Source organism: Corynebacterium propinquum DSM 44285, from assembly GCF_000375525.1.
Lineage (GTDB): Bacteria > Actinomycetota > Actinomycetes > Mycobacteriales > Mycobacteriaceae > Corynebacterium > Corynebacterium propinquum.
In genome coordinates this window covers 40,663-59,006 of record NZ_AQXC01000003.1, presented here as the reverse complement: position 1 = coordinate 59,006, position 18,344 = coordinate 40,663, and the positions used below count along the sequence as shown (strand labels likewise).

The 18,344-nt window shown below is 57.3% G+C and carries 14 protein-coding genes, 1 tRNA gene and 1 pseudogene; 9 read left to right on the top strand and 7 right to left on the bottom strand.

Annotated elements, in window-relative coordinates:
• The first annotated feature begins 118 nt into the window (after positions 1–118).
• Both B142_RS0103685 and nrfD read left to right on the top strand, forming a co-directional pair.
• Positions 119–1,219 (top strand): 4Fe-4S dicluster domain-containing protein, encoded by a 1,101-nt coding sequence (locus tag B142_RS0103685; protein ID WP_018120199.1) that lies wholly within the window; start codon positions 119–121, stop codon positions 1,217–1,219.
• On the top strand, positions 1,216–2,334 hold the full coding sequence (nrfD, locus tag B142_RS0103680) for an NrfD/PsrC family molybdoenzyme membrane anchor subunit (protein WP_018120198.1): 1,119 nt from the start codon (positions 1,216–1,218) through the stop codon (positions 2,332–2,334). Before B142_RS0103685 ends, nrfD begins: the two co-directional genes overlap by 4 nt.
• Here nrfD and selD read toward each other — a convergent pair.
• A complete protein-coding gene (selD, locus tag B142_RS0103675) occupies positions 2,331–3,380 on the bottom strand; it encodes a selenide, water dikinase SelD (protein ID WP_018120197.1) in 1,050 nt (349 codons plus the stop codon). The genes nrfD and selD overlap by 4 nt on opposite strands.
• A 46-nt stretch (positions 3,381–3,426) precedes the next feature.
• Between selD and B142_RS0103670 the strand changes: the two genes are divergently transcribed.
• From B142_RS0103670 to B142_RS11800, 4 genes are all read left to right on the top strand, one after another.
• Positions 3,427–3,522 (top strand) — tRNA-Sec (locus B142_RS0103670).
• Positions 3,523–3,592: 70 nt separating this feature from the next.
• Complete coding sequence (gene selA, locus B142_RS0103665; RefSeq protein ID WP_259816285.1) at positions 3,593–5,008, top strand: L-seryl-tRNA(Sec) selenium transferase; 1,416 nt, start codon at positions 3,593–3,595, stop codon at positions 5,006–5,008.
• On the top strand, positions 5,009–6,895 hold the full coding sequence (selB, locus tag B142_RS0103660) for a selenocysteine-specific translation elongation factor (protein WP_018120195.1): 1,887 nt from the start codon (positions 5,009–5,011) through the stop codon (positions 6,893–6,895).
• Positions 6,896–7,018: 123 nt separating this feature from the next.
• Positions 7,019–8,098, top strand: coding sequence for an ATP-binding protein (locus B142_RS11800; protein WP_155860924.1), 1,080 nt, complete (start codon positions 7,019–7,021; stop codon positions 8,096–8,098).
• A 197-nt stretch (positions 8,099–8,295) separates the two neighbouring features.
• Here the strand turns inward: B142_RS11800 and B142_RS11795 are convergent, their stop codons facing one another.
• Positions 8,296–11,553, bottom strand: a complete 3,258-nt coding sequence (locus B142_RS11795; protein ID WP_018120193.1) for a DEAD/DEAH box helicase — start codon at positions 11,551–11,553, stop codon at positions 8,296–8,298.
• A 108-nt stretch (positions 11,554–11,661) separates the two neighbouring features.
• Positions 11,662–11,964 carry a PolC-type DNA polymerase III domain-containing protein gene (locus B142_RS0103645; protein ID WP_018120192.1) on the bottom strand — a complete coding sequence of 101 codons (303 nt, stop codon included), beginning with the start codon at positions 11,962–11,964 and terminating at the stop codon, positions 11,662–11,664.
• Positions 11,965–12,276: 312 nt separating this feature from the next.
• Here B142_RS0103645 and B142_RS0103640 point away from each other — a divergent pair, with 312 nt between their 5' ends.
• A complete protein-coding gene (locus tag B142_RS0103640) occupies positions 12,277–12,582 on the top strand; it encodes a hypothetical protein (protein ID WP_018120191.1) in 306 nt (101 codons plus the stop codon).
• A 1,053-nt stretch (positions 12,583–13,635) separates the two neighbouring features.
• Here B142_RS0103640 and B142_RS0103635 read toward each other — a convergent pair.
• Positions 13,636–16,059, bottom strand: a complete 2,424-nt coding sequence (locus tag B142_RS0103635; protein ID WP_018120190.1) for a DUF262 domain-containing protein — start codon at positions 16,057–16,059, stop codon at positions 13,636–13,638.
• Between the two features lie 208 nt (positions 16,060–16,267).
• On the opposite strand from B142_RS0103635, the gene B142_RS0103630 reads away from it, so the two are divergent.
• Positions 16,268–16,522, top strand: a complete 255-nt coding sequence (locus B142_RS0103630; RefSeq protein ID WP_026167811.1) for a toxin HicA — start codon at positions 16,268–16,270, stop codon at positions 16,520–16,522.
• 14 nt (positions 16,523–16,536) lie between these two features.
• A complete protein-coding gene (locus B142_RS0103625; RefSeq protein ID WP_018120188.1) occupies positions 16,537–16,863 on the top strand; it encodes a type II toxin-antitoxin system HicB family antitoxin in 327 nt (108 codons plus the stop codon).
• A gap of 25 nt (positions 16,864–16,888) precedes the next feature.
• On the opposite strand, the gene B142_RS13470 is transcribed toward B142_RS0103625, so the two are convergent.
• The 3 genes and pseudogenes from B142_RS13470 to B142_RS11785 form a co-directional block, all read right to left on the bottom strand.
• Positions 16,889–17,359 carry an IS3 family transposase gene (locus B142_RS13470; RefSeq protein WP_152671657.1) on the bottom strand — a complete coding sequence of 157 codons (471 nt, stop codon included), beginning with the start codon at positions 17,357–17,359 and terminating at the stop codon, positions 16,889–16,891.
• Positions 17,352–17,636: an IS3 family transposase gene (locus B142_RS0103615; protein WP_018120186.1), complete on the bottom strand. Its 285-nt coding sequence runs from the start codon at positions 17,634–17,636 to the stop codon at positions 17,352–17,354. The genes B142_RS13470 and B142_RS0103615 overlap by 8 nt, the downstream gene beginning before the upstream one ends.
• 73 nt (positions 17,637–17,709) lie before the next feature.
• Positions 17,710–18,302, bottom strand: a pseudogene (locus B142_RS11785) (IS110 family transposase); the annotation flags it as partial.
• Positions 18,303–18,344: the final 42 nt, after the last annotated feature.

Here is an 18,344-nt window from a genome sequence, read left to right as displayed (position 1 = left end):
GTCGGCAAGTCTGAGTATGGGCCAGAGAACGGCGCTGACCAGCATAGCGTCGGCAAGAACGGCGCTGACGGCGTCGACAAGCGCAGCCCCGATGAGAGCGAAGAAGGGAAGTAAAAGCATGCTGCTGACCGAAAACGCCTCCGCACACGGCGCCGGACACGGCTCGTCACACGGCTATGACAAGTACCAGCGCATGGCGTTTTTCACGGATACGTCGGTGTGCATCGGCTGCAAGGCCTGCGAGGTCGCCTGCAAAGAATGGAACCGTAACCCCGTGGAAGGCTACGAGGTGACCGGCGATTCGTACGACAATACCGGCGCGTTGGGGGCGAATACCTGGCGGCACGTGGCGTTTGTGGAGCAGAACAACGACCGCATTGAGCAGTCTCGTGCGGAGGGCAAGAAGCTGATTTCGTTGGGCTTGCCGACGATCGGTGGGCAGTCTGGCCCGAGCGTGGGTGCCACAGCAGAGACCACCCCGCCGGATACGGACTCTTTCCGCTGGTTGATGTCCTCGGATGTGTGCAAGCACTGCACCAACGCCGGCTGCCTGGACGTGTGCCCGACCGGTGCGCTGTTTCGTACGGAATACGGCACCGTCGTTGTGCAAGATGATGTGTGCAACGGCTGCGGCACCTGCGTGGCCGGGTGCCCGTTCGGTGTCATTGAGCGTCGTGACGACGGCGGGGTGACGCTGAAGCAGGACAAAACCGCCACCGTGGAGCATCACGACAACTCGCACGCCGGGGTGAACGTGCTGGCGAAGCTGAAACAACGCGGCCTGCAAGGGCCGAACAAGATCGACCACACCCCGGGCAAATCCATGCCGATTAAAAATATTGGCGTCGCCCAGAAATGCACCATGTGCTACGACCGGCTGAAAGTCGGCGAGCAGCCCGCGTGTTCGAAGACCTGCCCGACGGATTCCATCCAATTCGGTACCTATGAGGAGATGCTGGCCGCAGCGAAACAGCGCGTGCGCGTGTTGCATGAGCAAGGCCTGACCGAGGCCCGCCTGTACGGTGCGAACAACCAGGACGGCGTGGGCGGCACTGGTTCGATTTTCTTGCTGCTGGATTCGCCCGAGGTCTATGGTTTGCCGCCGGACCCGCGCGTGCCGACGGCCGATTTGCCGCAGATGTATAAAACCGCCGCGAAAGCCATCGGCGGCATGGCGTTGGCCGTGGCTGGTGCGTTCGTGCTGGGAGGTCGGAAGTGAGCAACTTCGATGAATACCGCCCACCGCAGGGCGAGCGCCCCAATCGCTACCGCAAGTTCGACGGGAAAAAGCCGAAGAAGAAACGCAAGCGGCCCGGTGCTGGTGCGCAGGATGGTTCCAAAGAAGAGCGGATGGCAGAAGACTTCGAGTTTTCTTCCTACTACGGCAAACCCGTCGTCAAGGCTCCGCCGTGGGAATGGCCAATTGGTGTCTATTTGTTCCTCGGCGGCATCAGTGGCGGCTCCGGCATGTTGGCCGCAGGCGCGCAGGCCACGGGCAATAAGCCGTTGCTGCGCACAACTCGCTTGACGACGCTTGGTGCTGCCTCGCTCGGTTCCGTGTTTTTGATTCTGGATTTGGGCAGGCCGGAGCGCGCGTTGAATATGTTCCGCGTGTTTAAGGTGACCTCGCCGATGTCGATCGGTTCCTGGATTTTGATGAGCTTTGCCAGTGCCTCGGCGATTCCGGCGCTGGTGGAAGTCGATGAGATGGCGGGTCGTTCTGGTCTGCCGTTGCCGAAGTTCGCGCGCACTGTGCTGCGGAAACTCGCCGGGCCCGCTGGGGCGGCCACGGGTGTTTTGGGCGGCCCGCTGGCTGGTTATACGGCGGTGCTGTTGTCGAATACCTCAAACCCGGTGTGGAACGACATGAAAAACCACCTGCCGTACGTGTTTGTGTCTTCGGCTTCGGCGGCGGCATCTGGGTGTGCGCTGGTGACCACGCCGGTAGCCAGCGCGGGTCCGGCCCGCGCGTTAGCCATGGGGGCGGCTGTGAGTGATCTGGTGGCCACAAAGGTGCTGGAAAACGGCATGGAGCCGGAGCCGCGCGAGGCCTTGCACCACGGCAAGTCGGGAAAACTGATGAAGGCCTCGGAATACCTCATTGCCGCTGGTGGTGTGGGGGCTGCGGTGTCAGCGGTGACGAAATCCCGTGCGGTCTCGGTGCTTTCGGGCTTGTCGCTGTTGGCCGGTTCTGCCTGCACGCGCTTCGGGGTGTTGGATGCCGGGCTGGAGGCAGTGAAAGATCCGGCCACCACCATTGGTCCGCAGAAGCGGCGTGCGCAGCGCCGCCGTGAGCAGCAGGGATTAGCCGGGGATGTGGTGACGCCGGATTAGCGCACCGAGATATATGCGGTGTTGTCGTCTCGTTCCACGCTGCGTTCCACGGTGCGGCCGATAACCGGGTAACCAGGCACTTCGCCGATTACCAGCAAACCGCCGGAGGTTTGGGCGTCGGCAAGGAAGATCAAGTCTTCTTCCGAAATCGCCTCCGATTCCACCGACAAGTGCGGGCGCACCCAATCCAGGTTGCGGCGCGAACCACCGGGGATGAAGCCGTCGGCAAGAGCTTCCTTGGCGCCGTCGATGGCGGGTACTGCGGAAAAGTCCAGCTCAGCGGCCACCCCGGAGGCCCGGCACATCTTGTACAAGTGGCCCAGCAAACCGAAGCCGGTGACATCGGTGGCCGCCCGCGCGCCACTGGCCAGCGCGGCCTGCGACGCTTCCCGGTTGAGGGCGGTCATGGAAGCAACAGCCGCTTGGGACACCTCCCCGGTGGCTTTGTGCTTGTTATTGAGAATGCCCACGCCAATCGGCTTGGTCAGCGTGATGGGTAGACCCGGCTGGGCGGCGTCGTTGCGCATGAGCTTGTCCGGGGCGACGATGCCGGTGGCCGCCATGCCGTACATCGGTTCCGGAGCGGTGATCGAGTGCCCACCGGTGACAGAAATTCCTGCTTGGGTGGCCACGTCCATCCCGCCGCGCAGGACTTCGCGCAGAACATCCAGGCCGAGTACGTCGTTGGGCCAGCCCACGAGGTTGATCGCGGTCACCGGGGTGCCGCCCATGGCGTAGACGTCGGAAAGCGCATTGGCGGCGGCCACCCGGCCCCAGTCATAGGGGTCGTTGAGCATGGGGGTGAAAAAGTCCGCGGTGGAGATCACCGCCAGCCCGTCTTGGATTTTCACGGCTGCGGCATCGTCGCCGTCGTCCAGCCCGACCAGTACGTTGGGGTCGGCTGTGCCGATGAGCCCTTCGACGGCTGATTCCAACTCGCCGGCCGGGATCTTGCAGGCGCAGCCACCGCCGGCGGCAAACGAGGTGAGGTTGATGGGTGCGGCATTGGTTGTTGCAGTGTTGGCGGATTCGGTTGCTTCGCTCATAGGCCCATGCTACGTGGGGTTTTATTGGCCTGTACCATGACGCGGTGGAGGCGTATGCGTTCCTGGTGGGCGCCCCGGTCTTCAAAACCGGTGAGGCCGAGCATCTCGGTCTGGCAGGTTCGATTCCTGTCCGTCTCCGCCACTAGTTTTGCCCCAACACTAGTTTTGCCACAGCGCAGGCAAGTTTCCCGCCCCGCAAGGAGGTCGCCACGGTGCCTGATCCTTTAACGCCTGATCCTTTAACTCCTGACACCGATCCCCGCCGGAATATCCCGAAGATGGACCAACTGTTGCAGCTTCCCGCCGTCGAACACGCGCGGCAGCGCCTGGCGGAACACACCATCCGCGCGACCATAAAAAACATTCTTGCCGACGCCCGCCGCGGGGCCATCACCGTCGAGTCCATCGAAGAGCGCATCACCGAAAACCTCCGCGCGCAGCAACCGTTTTCCCTGCACCCGGTCATTAATGCCACCGGGGTGATCATTCACACGAACCTGGGCCGCGCCCCGCTGCCACCGGCTGCTGTGGCGGCGCTGCAGGCTGCGGCATCGTATACGGATGTGGAAATGGACCTGGCCAGCGGTAAGCGTTCCACCAACCGTGGGGCGGGTGCCACGCAGGCGTTGCTGGATGCGTGCCCGGCGGCGGAGGACGCGCTGATCGTGAACAACGGGGCTTCCGCGTTGTTGCTGGCCACGGCCGCGCTAGCGCCAAACCAGGAAGTGATTATCTCCCGCGGCGAGCTGATTGAGATTGGCGCCGGGTTCCGTCTGCCAGAGCTCATCGAATCCACCGCGACGCGCCTGCGCGAGATCGGCGCGACCAACCGCACGCACCTGGCGGATTATGCCAACGCCATCACCGCGGATACCGGCGCGATTCTGAAAGTGCACCCGTCGAATTTCCGCATGGAAGGCTTTACGGCGGCAGTGGGCGTCGGCACGCTACGGGAGCTCACGCGCGCGCACGGCAAGTATTTGCTCGTGGACCTCGGTTCGGGCCTGCTCACGCATGATCCCGCGTTGCCGGAGGAACCAGATATTCATAGCCAGCTGGCTGCCGGGGCGGATGTAGTGATTGCTAGTGGCGATAAGCTGCTCGGCGGCCCGCAGGCGGGCATTGTGCTGGGGCGTGCCGAGGCGATTGCGAAAATGAAAAAGCATCCGCTGGCGCGGGCGGTGCGCATTGATAAGTTGCGGCTGAATGCTCTGCACGCAGCGGTGGCGACGCCGTCGAATGCCGTGCAGGATGCGTTGCATATCGACCCGCAGCGTTATCGCGAGCGCACACAGGCGCTTGCCGACGCCGTCGATGGCCGCGTGCGCACCCATGATGGGCGTGTCGGCGGTGGGGGAGCCCCGGAGTATCCGCTGCCTGGTGTGGCGGTTGCTCTGCCGGAGTCGTTGGCTGCACCATTGCGGCAGGCCAGCCCGCCGGTGATTGCGCGCGTGCATGATGGCCAGTGCCTGGTGGATGTGCGTTGCGTGCCGGAAAATCAGGACGAGCTGCTGGCCCAGACCATCCGGGGCGTCCAGGCTCAGCAGGCGAACCCGGCCAATCGGCCCACCCAGACCAATCCAGCCAACCCGGCCAAGCAACCCCCGCAACCCCAGGAGGCGAATTAAATGCACGTGGTGGCCACTGCCGGTCACGTTGACCACGGGAAATCCGCACTCGTTCGGGCGCTGACGGATATGGACCCGGACCGCTGGGCGGAAGAAAAGCGCCGCGGGCTGACCATCGACCTGGGGTTTGTCTGGACTACGTTGCCGTCGGGCGCGGATGTGGCGTTCGTGGATGTGCCGGGGCACGAGAAGTTTTTGGGCAATATGCTCGCCGGTGTGGGCCCGGCGCCGGTGGTCATTTTCGTGGTCGCTGCCGATGAGGGCTGGCAGGCGCAGTCGACGGATCACCGCGATGCGCTGCGCGCCTTGGACATCCAGTATGGGTTGATCGCTGTGACTCGCGCTGATCGTGCAGGTGCCGCCCGTCGCGCCGAGGTCACCGCCCAGGTGCGCCATGAGCTAGCTGGCACCGCGCTTGCCGACGCACCCCTGGTTGAGGTTTCTGCCCATACCGGCGAGGGCATTGCGCAGATGCGGCAGGTGCTGGATCAGGTGCTTGCTCGGGTGCCTGCCCCGGACCCGCAGGCGCGTGTGCGCGTGTGGATCGATCGCGCGTTTTCCGTGAAAGGTGCTGGCACCGTGGTCACGGGCACGTTGGCGGCGGGCACGCTGCGGGTGGGCGATAAGTTGCAGCTGGCCAGCCCGGAAGGGACCCGCGAGGTAGAGGTCCGCGGCCTGCACAGCGAAAATACGGCCCACCAGGTGCTGGAGCCGACTTCGCGGGTGGCGGTGAATCTGCGCGGGATCAGTGCCGATGCCATCCACCGCGGCCACAGCCTGCTGAGCCCGGGTGCGTGGGAGCTGGTGGAACAGATCGATGTGCGCCGCACCTTTGGCCAGGATTTTTATGAGTTGCCGCAGAATATCGTCGTTCACATTGGCACCGCTGGGCTGGAGGCGCACGTGCGGCCGTTGTCCGCGGATTATGCGCGCTTGAGTTTGGCGTACCCGTTGCCGCTGCAGTTGTTGGATCGCTTCGTGGTGCGCAGCCCGGGCGGGCGGCATGTGAGTGCCGGGGTGCAGGTTATTGATGTGTACCCGCCGGAGCTGAACCGTCGTGGCGCGGCGCGTCGGCGTGCAGAGGAATTGGAACTGCTTGCCGACGGCAACAGCGCTGGTCGCGACCGCAATGACCGCAGCCCCAGCGATGCCACCACTACTGCCGCGGCCAGCACTCCCGCGGCCAGCCCGAGTCCGTTCACCGATCCCACCGGGTACATCCAGCGCGTCGGTTACGTGCCCGTCGACAAGCTGCAGCGCGCCGGGTTTGCCGTGGATGATCCGGCCGCCCCGCCGCAGGGCATTATCGTTTTCCGTGAGTGGTGGATTGCCGCCCGGGAGATCACGCGCTGGAAGAATCAGCTGCTGGTCGCGCTGGAAAAGCATGCGCAGGATAATCCGCTGGCGGCCGGTATGCCGCGCAAGGCTGCGATGGATGCGCTGGAGTTGCAGGAGGATCCCCTGTTGGGCATCGCGGTGGCTGCAGCCAAGGTGGAACAGGCCGATGGTGTGGTGCGCCTGCCTGGGCACAAGGTGGATTTGGGTGAGGCCGAGGCGTCTGTTGCCAAACTGGAGGCCTGGCTTGCCGACGACCCGTTTGCCGCCCCGGAGGCGGATGAGCTGCAGGAACTCCGGTTGGGTGCCAAGCAGTTGGCGGCGGCGGAAAATGCTGGGCGATTGTTGCGGCTTGGCCAGGGGATCATTGTGCTGCCGAGTGCGCCGCAGCAAGCGAAACAGCGTATTGCGCAGTTGGAACAACCGTTTACGTTGTCGGCTGCTCGGAAAGCGTTGGGCACTACGCGCCGGGTGGCCATCCCGCTGCTGGAGTACCTCGATGAGCAGGGGATTACCCGCCGCCTAGATGGGGGTTTGCGGGAGCTGCGGTAGTGTGTGGTCGATCTACTGTAAAGCTACTCTAAAGTACTCTAACACTAGACGTTAGAGTAGAAAATCCCCGTGAGCAGCGTAAATGAGCTACTATTAAATCTACTCTAAAGTTACGGGGTTGGTATGTCCGAATATGTGCACCAGGATAATCGCGGGGATTGTTACCAGCGTATGGGGGATTCCACCCTGAAGTTGTCGTTTGCGCAGCGGCAAGAACTTGAATGGGATCGGGGAGCGTCACGGTTTGAGTCGACGTCAGTACCTGGTGGGGGAAGTTTCGAGGAGGTTTTGGATCCGCAAAAGGTAGAGGAATTCCGGGCGTTGCTTACATCATCAACCCCGCAACTAGCGTTGCAAGCACGGGATTTATTGACCCGAAAAGGGGAGGTTACAGTCGCGGCAGTGCTACTGTTCGCGCACCGACCTCAGGTTTTTTATCCCAATGCGCATGTAAGAGTTCTGCGCTATGACGATAATGATCGCGGTGCCGGGCGTCGGCAAAATCTTGTTCACGGGGGAGATATACGCGCTGAAGGCTCGATCCCTGAGCAGCTTTCGGCAGCGATAGAAGCTATTGAGCAGCTCATGCCTAAGCGGCAGGCGTTGGGGGATGCCGGGCGGTTTGTGCCTCATGCAATTGTTCCGAAGGACGCATGGCTTGAAGGCTTGGTAAATGCGTTGGTTCACCGTTCGTACAGCATGGGCGGTGATCATATTCGGGTAGAAATCTTTCCTAACCGTATAGAGATTACTAATCCTGGCAGGTTTTTGGGACTGAATCGGATTGATAACCCGGAGCAGATCAGCCGGAACGCGCGTAACCCTCGCATTGCAAGGGTATGTGCGGATCTCGGGATTACTCAGGAATTAGGTGAAGGTATTCGACGTATATTCCAGGAGATGCGCACATCGGGCCTAGTGGATCCAGTGTATGAGCAGGTCAACGAGTCAGTAAAACTGACTTTGCATGCGAGCAATGCTATTCCAGCGGATTTAACCCGAGATTTGGGGCGGGCAGCATTGGAAATTCTCAAGGTGCTCCGGCAGTCCCAAAAACAATTAGGGACTGGGGAAATCACCGAGTTAGTAAGCCTTGCGCGTCCTACTGTGCTGCGCCATTTGAAAGAGTTGCATTCGCGTGGCTTGGTTGTGTGGCATAAACAGAGCCCGAATGATCCCCGTGCTACGTGGTCACTCGAATAACCGATGGAGAAGCTTGACCTGGTGCTGTCGGCGAAGCGCGGCCTACTGTAAAGCTACTCTAAAGTACTCTAAAACTAGATTTTAGAGTAGAAAATGCCTTTGACCAGTACAAACAGGCTACTATTAAATCTACTCTAAAGCTACTCTAACATTGTTAGAGTAGAACCATCTCGGCCATCCCAGCCATCTCCGTTGCCCTAGTCGGCGTCGAAGAGCTCCCGGAGGACATCGGCGTTTAATTCGACACCACCGGTCTGGCCGGACTGGCCGGGTTCTAAGAAGTTTTCCATGAGCTCGCGCTTGGAATCCTGCAACGCGACAACCTGATCTTCGATGGTATCCGTGGACACCAGACGGAATACAGTCACTGGAACTTTTTGGCCAATACGGTGAGCGCGGTCAATGGCTTGTTGTTCTGCAGCTGGGTTCCACCACGGATCAAGCAGAATCACGTAATTAGCAGAAGTCAGGTTGAGTCCCACTCCGCCTGCTTTCAAGCTAATCAAAAAGATTTGGTTGTCACCATTGCTGAATTCGTCGATGACGTCCTGCCGGTTTTTGGTCTGGCCATCGAGATAGCTCGTAGGAATATCAGCTGCCTCCAAATGCTCCCGTACTTTGCGCAAAAAGGTGGTGAATTGGCTGAAAATTAGCACGCGGTGGCCTTCTTGCACGATGCTTTCTAACAGCTCATCCAATACCCGCAACTTCGATGAGGTTGCGGTGGAGTCGGGGATAGCCAGCTGTGGATCAATGGCTAATTGCCGCAGGCGCGTAATGGCAGCGAGCACCTCGATGCGGTTGCCATCCGGATCGTCGGCAAGCAGCCCCAGAATGCGCTGCCGCTCCCGAGCAAAATGCAGATCATAGAGCTTGCGGTGGTTAGCAGCTAATTCCACCGGAACCACCTGGGTTTGGATTGGCGGAAGGTCAAGAGCCACATCGGCTTTTCGCCGTCGCAGCAAAAATGGGGACGTGCGTTGACGCAACACCTCCATCTTCTCGTCGTCGCCACGCGAAATTGGCCGTTCGAAGTGCTCGCGGAATTGTTTCACATTGCCGAGCAATCCCGGGGTGGTCAGGGAAAACATGGACCACGCATCGGACAGGGAGTTTTCGATCGGAGTGCCGGTGATGGCGAATTTTTTGGCCACCCGCAGGTCGCGGATTGTGCTGAAGATCTTCGAGGCAGGGTTTTTCGCGTGCTGTGCTTCGTCGAGAATTACCCCGGCCCAGTCGATGTCCTGGTACTGGGCAGCTTCGAGGCGCAACAAGGTATATGAGGTAATGACGATGTCGTTATCGTCGGCAAGCTGGGAAAGGGATTGTTCACGACGCTTGCCGGTCGCATTCACCATAGCCGCTTTCAGGTGCGGGGCGAATTTTGCTACCTCGCGTGCCCAGTTACTCACTACAGACGTGGGCGCGACAACGAGCCATGGGCGTTCTGGAGAATCGACGATCATTGATAACACCTGCAGGGTTTTGCCGAGGCCCATGTCGTCGGCAAGCACACCGCCAAAACCACGCCGATTGAGTCCCGCTAACCAGCGAAAACCAGTTTCTTGGTAGGGCCGTAACTCCGCCCGCAGCTCAGCTGGCACGGCGAGTTCCCCCACTGGTTCGTGCACTGCATCGAGGGCGCTGCGCAGCCACTCATCCGGGGTGAAATTGATGGATTCGAGCGCTTCCAACTCATCCCAAAAGGACGTACGCACGCGGGGAACCTGAGGGCGGGAAGAACGAGTGTCGCCCAGGGCTCGTGCTTCCTCCAACAACCTGGCGAAGGCGTCGTATTCTGCATTGTTCAAATCAGCATAGGTGCCGTTGTCGAGGATGAGCAGCCGGTGCGGATCGTTCAACGCTGCGATCAGTTGCGCTATAGGAACCGGCTGTTGATCCACCACAACCTGCACGTCCAGGCCAAACCAGTCATTAGCCCCGCGGTGGGCAGCAACTGCGACATCGACGTCGGACGCCGGGGTCAGTGCCGCTGTGCGTTGGGCGGCATCAGCGATGTGCACGTCGACGCCCAGTTGTTCCAGCCGTGGCAGCCCGGTGTGGAAGAAATCTAGTAATTCTGCACCGTGCAGGGTGGCGTTGCGTGGCGTGAACCAGAGTTTTCCGAGTAGTTCCTGTTCGGCATCGGCGTTGCGACGTGGATCAGACGAAGCGTGGTGCCCGGCATCTGGCAGGGAGACTGCGCGCCTGCCATATACGAAATACCAGGCGAATTCCGCTGCTAAGGGGTGGTTGGCTTGCCGGTCTGTCGAAATATCAACCCGGAGATGTGGGGCTGGTGGTGGGCCTGGGGTAAAAGATTTATCTGGGCTGGTCCACGGAGTGTTGTTGTCCAGGCGGTCTAAAAAATCTGCTTCGAATTCATCTTTATCCTCGTCCGGGATGCGTACCGTGTGTTCCACTTCGTGGAGCCTTCGCCATTGCTCGCTGGCTGGTTCTGTAAAACGCGCAATGTGGAGCGTTTCGGTTTCATCGCGCCACACCGCCCCAAAGCCGGGGTATCCGAGCACTAATTCTGGTTCGATATAGCCTGCGGCGTGGAGGTGCAGTGTTGCGGTTAACTGAATATCGCCATCGTCGCGCTGGTGAAGTGCCAGGTAGGGGCGTACCAGGCCGTCGTGGAAGATGATGCGGCCATTGCTGGTGGCATCGACCAATTCGATGCCTTCTGCTGCGGTACGGGCGATGGCTTTGAGGGGTTCTGCATTGTCAATATGCGTTAATGGTGCCAGCGTGTGCTGGCTATCGAAATATATTTCGTGGTCTATAAACGCATCTGTTAATTTCTGTGCTGCCTGCTCATGAGCGGGCAAAATTGTGGGCGCATAGGTCTGGTTAAGGAAGCGGTGAAAGCTCACGTCGGTTTTGGCCCAGCTACGTTTGTTGATCTGGTTTTTCGTAGGGCGAACCAATTCCACAGACAGGCTTGCCGGTGCGTTGATTGGACCCCAGTGGGTTTCGCGTACACCGGCCGGAGAATAATTAAACAAGAGTGCAAGCCGGGTAGAACGCTCAGTCTGCGTCGTCTGGGGTTGGGATGGCTGTCTCTGGTGCCGTTGGCGCAGGCCACCCGGCCTGGTAGGAGAGAAAATATTGTCTAAGTCATGCTTCCACCCTGGTTGCACAGGATCATCGGCTTGCTTATGCTGCGCTGCCATGTAGGTCAAATACAGTGCGGCAGTATGCTTGCAATTAATCCCGTAGGGGCAGGAACAATGCCCGATGAATGCTCGGAGCACACCGTCGGGTGATATATGCATAGCCACACGCGGGTGGTATAAATCGCCCTGCGAGCCCAGGCAGTTGCCGCTGACTTCCGTCAAATTAAAAGTACGTTGGATGTCGGTAATCTCGGCTGCGTTTCTGTGGAAAAGCTCGTGGCCGCGATCAATGACGGCAGGCTCCAGATAATGCAGCAAAGGCGCGGTATTCATGCCTTCAGGTTAGTTGGTTGAGCGCCGTGACGCTTTGCGTTCGTGAAGCCTGAGGAGCTAGGCGCTATAATATTCCATGAAGCCCCGGTGGAGCGCTATCTGTTTCTGTTATTCAGGAGTAGATATTCTCGCCGGGGTAGTGAAATATTTGCAAGGGGCCGGAACTGGCCGGGTACCGCTACCAGAGCCCAGACTCCCGCGTTGCCGCGGTGCTTGCGTGAGTGCGAAGGTCTCCACGAGCTGCCCCAGCGGCATCTCCAGGTGTTGCAGCATCGCGAGGAATAGCTCGCCGGTAACCCGCGCGTCCTCGGAGGCGTCGTGGTGCGCGAACGCCAGGCCGGGGCAGTAGTCGTGGATCAGGCTTTCCAGCCCGTTCGTTCCGGTGGGGCGTTGCAAAAGGTATCGGGCCATGCGCAGCGTGCAAAGCCGGGGATTGCTAAAATCGGGCAGGTTACCGAGCTCTGTGTGTGCTCGCCAGACGGAATAATCAAAGGCCATGTTGTGTGCAACGATGGGGCTCTTGCCGACGCACGCATCTCGTTGGCTGTTTCGAAATCGAGGACAGTGAATTCGGTAGGAAGCGGCATAGGAATAGTATGCACAGCTTAAGCTGTTTTGTCCGGGAAATTCACAGAAAATATCCTCCATAGTAGCGCTGCCGGTAGCTAAAAAACTTTCGATTTTTCATTGCAGTAATTTCGTTGCACATATAACATTGGACGTATGGATTTTTCGAAGTCAGAAATAGATTTATTGCGTCAACAGCACCCGGATCTTGCGGATCGCATCTCTGCAGATATGACGAGCAGTGACTTCCTGAAGTTGCTCACGGACGTCGCTACTCAGCGCGACAAAGCTCGTGACCGTGCGGGGCAAAAGGAAAAGCTGATTCCTATTAGTGCCCAAATTCCGGAATCATTAAACCAACGCCTTGACCGCTTTAAAAAGCAAGAGCGCGTTCCTAAGCGCGTGATTATTACGGAAGCTTTGCGTGATTACCTGAACGAGCACGAGCAGCTCGGTAACTAATTCTTTCCAGGAGCCCCTAAGCCTTTCGGTATCTAAGCACAAGCTTGCGCTTAGGACTGCGTGGCGAGGCAACGCAAAGAACCCCAGGCCAGCTGGCGTTTAACCCAAGTGTTGCAACGACCCTCTGAACTCAAGGAGGTACATCTCAATGCGAAAACACCCCCGCCGCGATGCTTCAGGCTGGGCCTGGTGTTCGGACGAGAGTGCCTTCTATATGGGGTTCAGTATGCCACTTATGGCATCTGCCCTCTCACTAAATGAGAGTATAGATCTATGGCGAAAAATCAAGGAGACAGACTCAGCGCGACCAGGATATCCTTAAGCGCATTGGCACCGACCGTATGCATCCCTATCTCGTAGAAATGCAGAGTCACCCTGGTCGCGCTCTTGATCTTTACCGTTGGAATTCTGAATTATCCTCATCATTCTGGCCACTTATTTCGGTGACTGAAGTCAGTCTTCGAAACGCCGTCGACGAAAGCCTCGGGCAGTGGTGTCAAAACAACGGCGGCCACCGTGATTGGCTGTTATATATAGATCAGGCTCCCCTTGACCTCAAAGACGAGTTTGGCGGAAAAGCTCGGACATTTAGGGGGGCGGGCAGAGGACGCTAAGAAGATCCGTGATACCGGTACCGGCCTGGTGATCGGTTCACATCCTCGAAAACGGCCCCTTAACCAACGGCGACGAGAACGACTCTGGAACGCGGTGATTCGGCAAGCTTTTCTTTCCAATGTACAACCCCACGCGCTAGCAGCAGATCTTAATCGGCTAAGACTCTTCCGTAATCGGATCGCCCATCATGAACCCATCTTCGCGGTTGAATACCGCCGCCACAGGAACGACTTGCTTAGGCTACTCGGTAGCGTGGCTCCACCGGTTCACCAGTGGTACACCTCCACTGATCACCTGCCAAAAGTATTCAAGAATGACCCTCGTAACCCTAAATAAATATGTAATACTATGCGTAAAGGAACGGACTAATCGGGCTAAACGACAACACGACCGCATCCCCTTTTGGCGCCTAATCCTGCATTGTCAATGGTGAATTCGCTATTCCGCTGGCACGTCGATGTCTTCCAAACGTTGTAGGATTTTCGCGAACGTACCATCGATGCAGGCGGTGCGGAACTGACCCGGCACGAAGGTTTCGGCTTGCCGTAGCGCAGACAATGATGCCAGCAGTTCCTCAATGCTCCGTTGAGAAATCAATACAGGATCACTCACGTTCGGGTAACTGCCGTCTGCCAAAAACTGCTGCCAGTCTGAGCGGGCAAATTCCGCCAGTACCTCGTTATATTCGGACTGTAAACTCGCGATATCGGAATCGGAGGCACGCGATCCTTCTAGCTCTTCAAATTGTGGGATAAATTTCGTGAGCTCTGCATGCTTCCCGGTTGGCTCATCATCGTTGCCTTCATCTCGGGCGCTCGATTCTTTGCGTAGCGTGATCACCAAAGAATCAGTGTCGATGTCCAAGTAGTGGAACAGGCGCCGCAGCACAGTCATTTTCTTGCTGGTATTGCAATCCAGCAGCACCCAGAGCCCAGGCGTGAGTTCGCCAAAATCTTTTACAGGTTCATTGCTCAGTGCAAACCCAAAGCCATCTTCTTCGGCATAGGCATAGACCCCTTCGTGGTGTTCACTCAGCAACTGTAAGCAAACGCCGCGGACCATTTCTTTGAAGCTTTTGACGGAGTGTTTGGAGTCATCGAACTCATAGGAAACGATTTTCTGGTGTTTGAAATCTGTGTGTTCCCCAAGCGGCACGGTGGGCAACGGTTCGACAACCGGCACAAACTCGGTCTGCAACATGGGCCAGTATTCCAAGGCTTGCTCGGTTAATCGGTTGGTTCGTTCCGCGATCTCTTCCGGGCCCCAGGAATCTACTTGCCGTACGTAGTTGTTCAGCCGGTACGGCGAGGAATCGAATCCTTCGGGAAGGGATTTCTTTTTGGCAAAGCTGTAGTTGCTGTATTCAGAGTTGTAGCCGGTGATGGTGAGATTTCCGATGCGGTGCACCCATTTTTCGTGCGTTTCTTCGGCATCTTCACCTAGCTCATTGCGCCATTCTTTGGTCAGTGTGCGCGGCATGATGTGTTCGATGGAGGCGCTGCCGTCCTGTAGGGCATTGGCAACGTCCAGGTGGTCTTTAGAGTTACGGTTTTCGAGGCATTCGAAAATGTACTGGCGATATTGGCTACGGAATTTATAGAAGTTGCGTGTAGCAAATTCCAGCCGGAATTCATCGTCTTCCGGGAAGCGCCCGGAGGTCTCTGCACGCTTCAGCAGCAAGTAGCTAATCACTTCTGCCAGGTCGGTGCCTTCCGTCCGGATGCGGGTGGCTTCGTTATACAGCGTCGCGAATATCTTGTTCAGTGCATTCGATGCATCACCGACGACGGTACGGCGGAACAAATAGGAATCGATGATGGTGACAATCCGGGTGAAGTCTTCCGGTGTAATAGCCCCGGATTTCAGGTCTGCCACCAACGGCATCATGGTAGGCATGGCGACATCACGCTGCATCAGGTTAAAACGGCATAGCCGACGGTCAGCGGCAGCTACCCCGGTCGCCGCTGTGTTTAGTTCGAAGTAATAGCCTGAATACTGGTGCATGTCCTGCAGGACAGATTCGATTGGAGCATTCTGATCCTGCAGGTATTTGCGGAATGCCTCGTATACTGCATCGAAGCGTGGCGTCTTCCGTGTTCGTGAGACCAGGTACAGGCGTACAAAGGTATCGGTATCGAAGTTGACGTTCTTTTCAATCCGGTTCCAGTAACGCTCGTAGAGATCGTTCTGGGTTTTCGTGTCCAGCCCCATGAGCACGAGGTTGCGGATTTTGTCTGATTCCTTGAGCTCTTTACCCGTGGAGTTCAGGGATTCGAATATGCGTTGTGGATCATCGTGCGATTCCAGATCCAAAGCCATGACTTCCAGCCGGTTGACTGCATTCCAGAGCTCGTCGCCGTCGAGTTCTTGTTTGGCGATGCGCTCCCGGAAGTATCGGTAATTCGCCGTCACTGTGGACTTTTCGATCGGCTGCTCGCCGGATAGCAGGCGCCGGTAGGCATCGAGGTCGTCTTTCACTGGTTTGAGCTTGAGCTTGTTCTCGCCGGACATCGTGCTACCTGGACGTACCAAATAGTTCCGTTTGATGATCTTGCCGAGTTCTGGGTCAGAGCTCTTGACGACGCCTTCCTCCAGGCTATCTGCGATCGCCAGCATAAGGATGCTAGTGGTGGTTAGGCGCTGCTGGCCGTCGATGACTACCCAGGTGAGCAGCTCTGCATTGCCGACGACGGCGCCGAAAAAGTGTTTCTTGCGGTCGAAGCGGATAACCTCAATCAGATCATCGAATAAACGGGCACATTGTGCTTCACCCCAATCATAATTGCGCTGGTAGACGGGGATATGTAGCTCATTATCGACGCCGCCGAATAGTTGGACGATGTCGCGGACGGTGCCCTTCATAGACTAACTTTCTGGGTTTAGCTCTGTGTTAAGGTTCTCAGCCACTCTATCTCATTGCCTGTTTACGCTCGGAGCCTCTTTATCTCGCCCGTTTTCTGATGAGAGCTAATAACATCCAATTTCCCTGCCCAGGACGCTTCAACGTCAACGCTGCATTAGATCCAAGATGAACCAGGTTGAATGGTACTATATACGGTACTATCCTGGCATGGGGAAGAGTATTGACAGTATCTTGAGGGCAATGAAAAGGTCACCAAAGAATGTGAGATTTGCCGATTTAGAAAAAATATGCGACCACTATTTTGAATGCCGTAACTCAAAGAAGACGTCGCACCGCACTTACAAAACTCCATGGCCAGGCAACCCTCGTGTCAATATTCAAAATGCCAACGGCAAAGCCAAGCCATACCAGGTTATTCAAGTTCTAGAAGCTATCGAGAAACTTAATACGCTGAACAAGTAAACGGAGTAATTGAGATGGATATTAACAAGTACACCTATCAAGTCTCGTGGTCGGAAGAAGACCAAGAATACGTGGCTACCGTAGCTGAGTTCCCCTCGTTGTCGTGGTTGGATGTGGATCGGCAGCAGGCAGAGCAGGGCTTGCTTGACCTCGTTGCTGAGGTTGTTGAGGATTTAGAAGCCTCGGGAGAGGTAGTTCCTACTCCGTTAGGTAATCGTCGGTACTCTGGCAAATTCAATGTACGTACGTCGCCTTCATTGCATCGACGGCTAGCAATTGAAGCTATATCTGAAGGCATTTCGCTTAACGCATTGGTGAATCAAAAACTCGCATCGGCCTAGTTATAAGGCTTCGAGGCAGAGACAGCTAGCGTGGCCTCGGTGCAATCGGAGCATTGCTGGTCATTGTCCTTGCGCTATTTCCACGTACATCGATCTCATGAGTATGGTCTGCTAAATCTGGCATGACGCGGTGGCCAGGCTTGCGCTTGGTAGTGATGCATCGACGCCGTTTGCTGAAGCCTTTTAACCCCATGGCTTTCATGATTCGTGCAACTTTCTTGTGATTGACCGGGGTACACGCCGTGTCCTCTTTCAAGGCTGCAGCGATGCGTTTAGCACCATAAAGACCATGCTCATCATTAAAGATGGACCTGATTTTTACGCCAATAAGACCGTCAGAATGCATCTTTAACCTGCGCTTTTCGCGGGTGCTGACCCATTTGTAGAACGAGGAACGATTCAGCTTTAACACGTGGCACATCCGCTTAACCGAGTGCTCGGTTCGGTGGTCATAGACAAACTGGAAGCGGATCACCAGTGAGTCTGCTTTAAGCAAAATATTTGGCCGCCTTGCGCAGAATATCGCGTTCTTCGCGCAGCTTGGAGACTTCCTTTTCTAGCTGCCGGATTCGCTCAGAATCATTCGCTGCTTGGGCTTTATCACGTACGGCTTTCGTGCGGGCACGTTTGCCGGTGCTGTACTTTTTGACCCATGAATGTAGCGAGACTCGGTTGATGCCGAGCTCTGCTGATGCCGTGTCCAGCGAGAGCTCCTCATTGTTTTCATACAGGGCAACGGCATCGCGTTTGAAATCTTCAGAATACCTGGACATGGTGGTAGATTACCTTTCTTCCCAACCCGACTGGGTTGGGTACCAGGTGTCCACCAAATGGGGGCAGGTCCAGGCGTGCTTTACCGACGCGTCGAATCTTGGTGGGACCTCCGTATTTCGCAAGTAGGTGGAGGATCCACTTTCGGTGAATCGTCTGTCCGCGCAGGACATGTTCGAATGCAGGATAGGTTCCCACGAGCGCGGATCGCATCTGGTTAATCAGGCGTGTGTAGGCCCGGGCGAGGTCTTCGTCGATACCGTTGAGAACTTTCAGCTGGATAAAGACTTCCTCAACGCGGTCGACGCTGCGCAAGGCATCCGGAAGGTGAAGACCGGCATGGGCGATGACGTAGGCATCGCGCGCATCGGTCTTGGAGTTGCCGAGGTGGATATAAGAGAGCTGCCGCATCGCAAGCCCTGGTAGATAGCGAATGTCGACGCCCATGTCTTGGGCGACTGCGACGGTTAACCGGCCGATGTTGTTGGGTGATCGACAATGACAAGGACCGAGGCGTCGTCGGCGAGGAATGTGCTGAAGAGCTTGCGTAGCGAGCCTTCATGCTGGTTGATGCGTTTGGATAGGACTTGTCTGCCTTGGGGATCGAGGACGCGGGCGTGGTGGAAGTATTTGCCGACGTCCATGCCAATGACGAAGTCATAGGCCATGGGTGTGTGCCTGCTAGCGATGAATGAGAAGTTGGATTATTT

Bases quoted from the DNA above. Each gene is read 5' to 3' on its own strand.
- B142_RS0103685 (WP_018120199.1), top strand. From the start codon at position 119: ATGCTGCTGACCGAAAACGCCTCCGCACACGGCGCCGGACACGGCTCG.
- selD (WP_018120197.1), bottom strand. From the start codon at position 3,380: ATGAGCGAAGCAACCGAATCCGCCAACACTGCAACAACCAATGCCGCA.
- selB (WP_018120195.1), top strand. From the start codon at position 5,009: ATGCACGTGGTGGCCACTGCCGGTCACGTTGACCACGGGAAATCCGCA.
- B142_RS11800 (WP_155860924.1), top strand. From the start codon at position 7,019: ATGTCCGAATATGTGCACCAGGATAATCGCGGGGATTGTTACCAGCGT.
- B142_RS11795 (WP_018120193.1), bottom strand. From the start codon at position 11,553: ATGAATACCGCGCCTTTGCTGCATTATCTGGAGCCTGCCGTCATTGAT.
- B142_RS0103645 (WP_018120192.1), bottom strand. From the start codon at position 11,964: ATGGCCCGATACCTTTTGCAACGCCCCACCGGAACGAACGGGCTGGAA.
- B142_RS0103640 (WP_018120191.1), top strand. From the start codon at position 12,277: ATGGATTTTTCGAAGTCAGAAATAGATTTATTGCGTCAACAGCACCCG.
- B142_RS0103635 (WP_018120190.1), bottom strand. From the start codon at position 16,059: ATGAAGGGCACCGTCCGCGACATCGTCCAACTATTCGGCGGCGTCGAT.
- B142_RS0103630 (WP_026167811.1), top strand. From the start codon at position 16,268: ATGGGGAAGAGTATTGACAGTATCTTGAGGGCAATGAAAAGGTCACCA.
- B142_RS0103625 (WP_018120188.1), top strand. From the start codon at position 16,537: ATGGATATTAACAAGTACACCTATCAAGTCTCGTGGTCGGAAGAAGAC.
- B142_RS0103615 (WP_018120186.1), bottom strand. From the start codon at position 17,636: ATGTCCAGGTATTCTGAAGATTTCAAACGCGATGCCGTTGCCCTGTAT.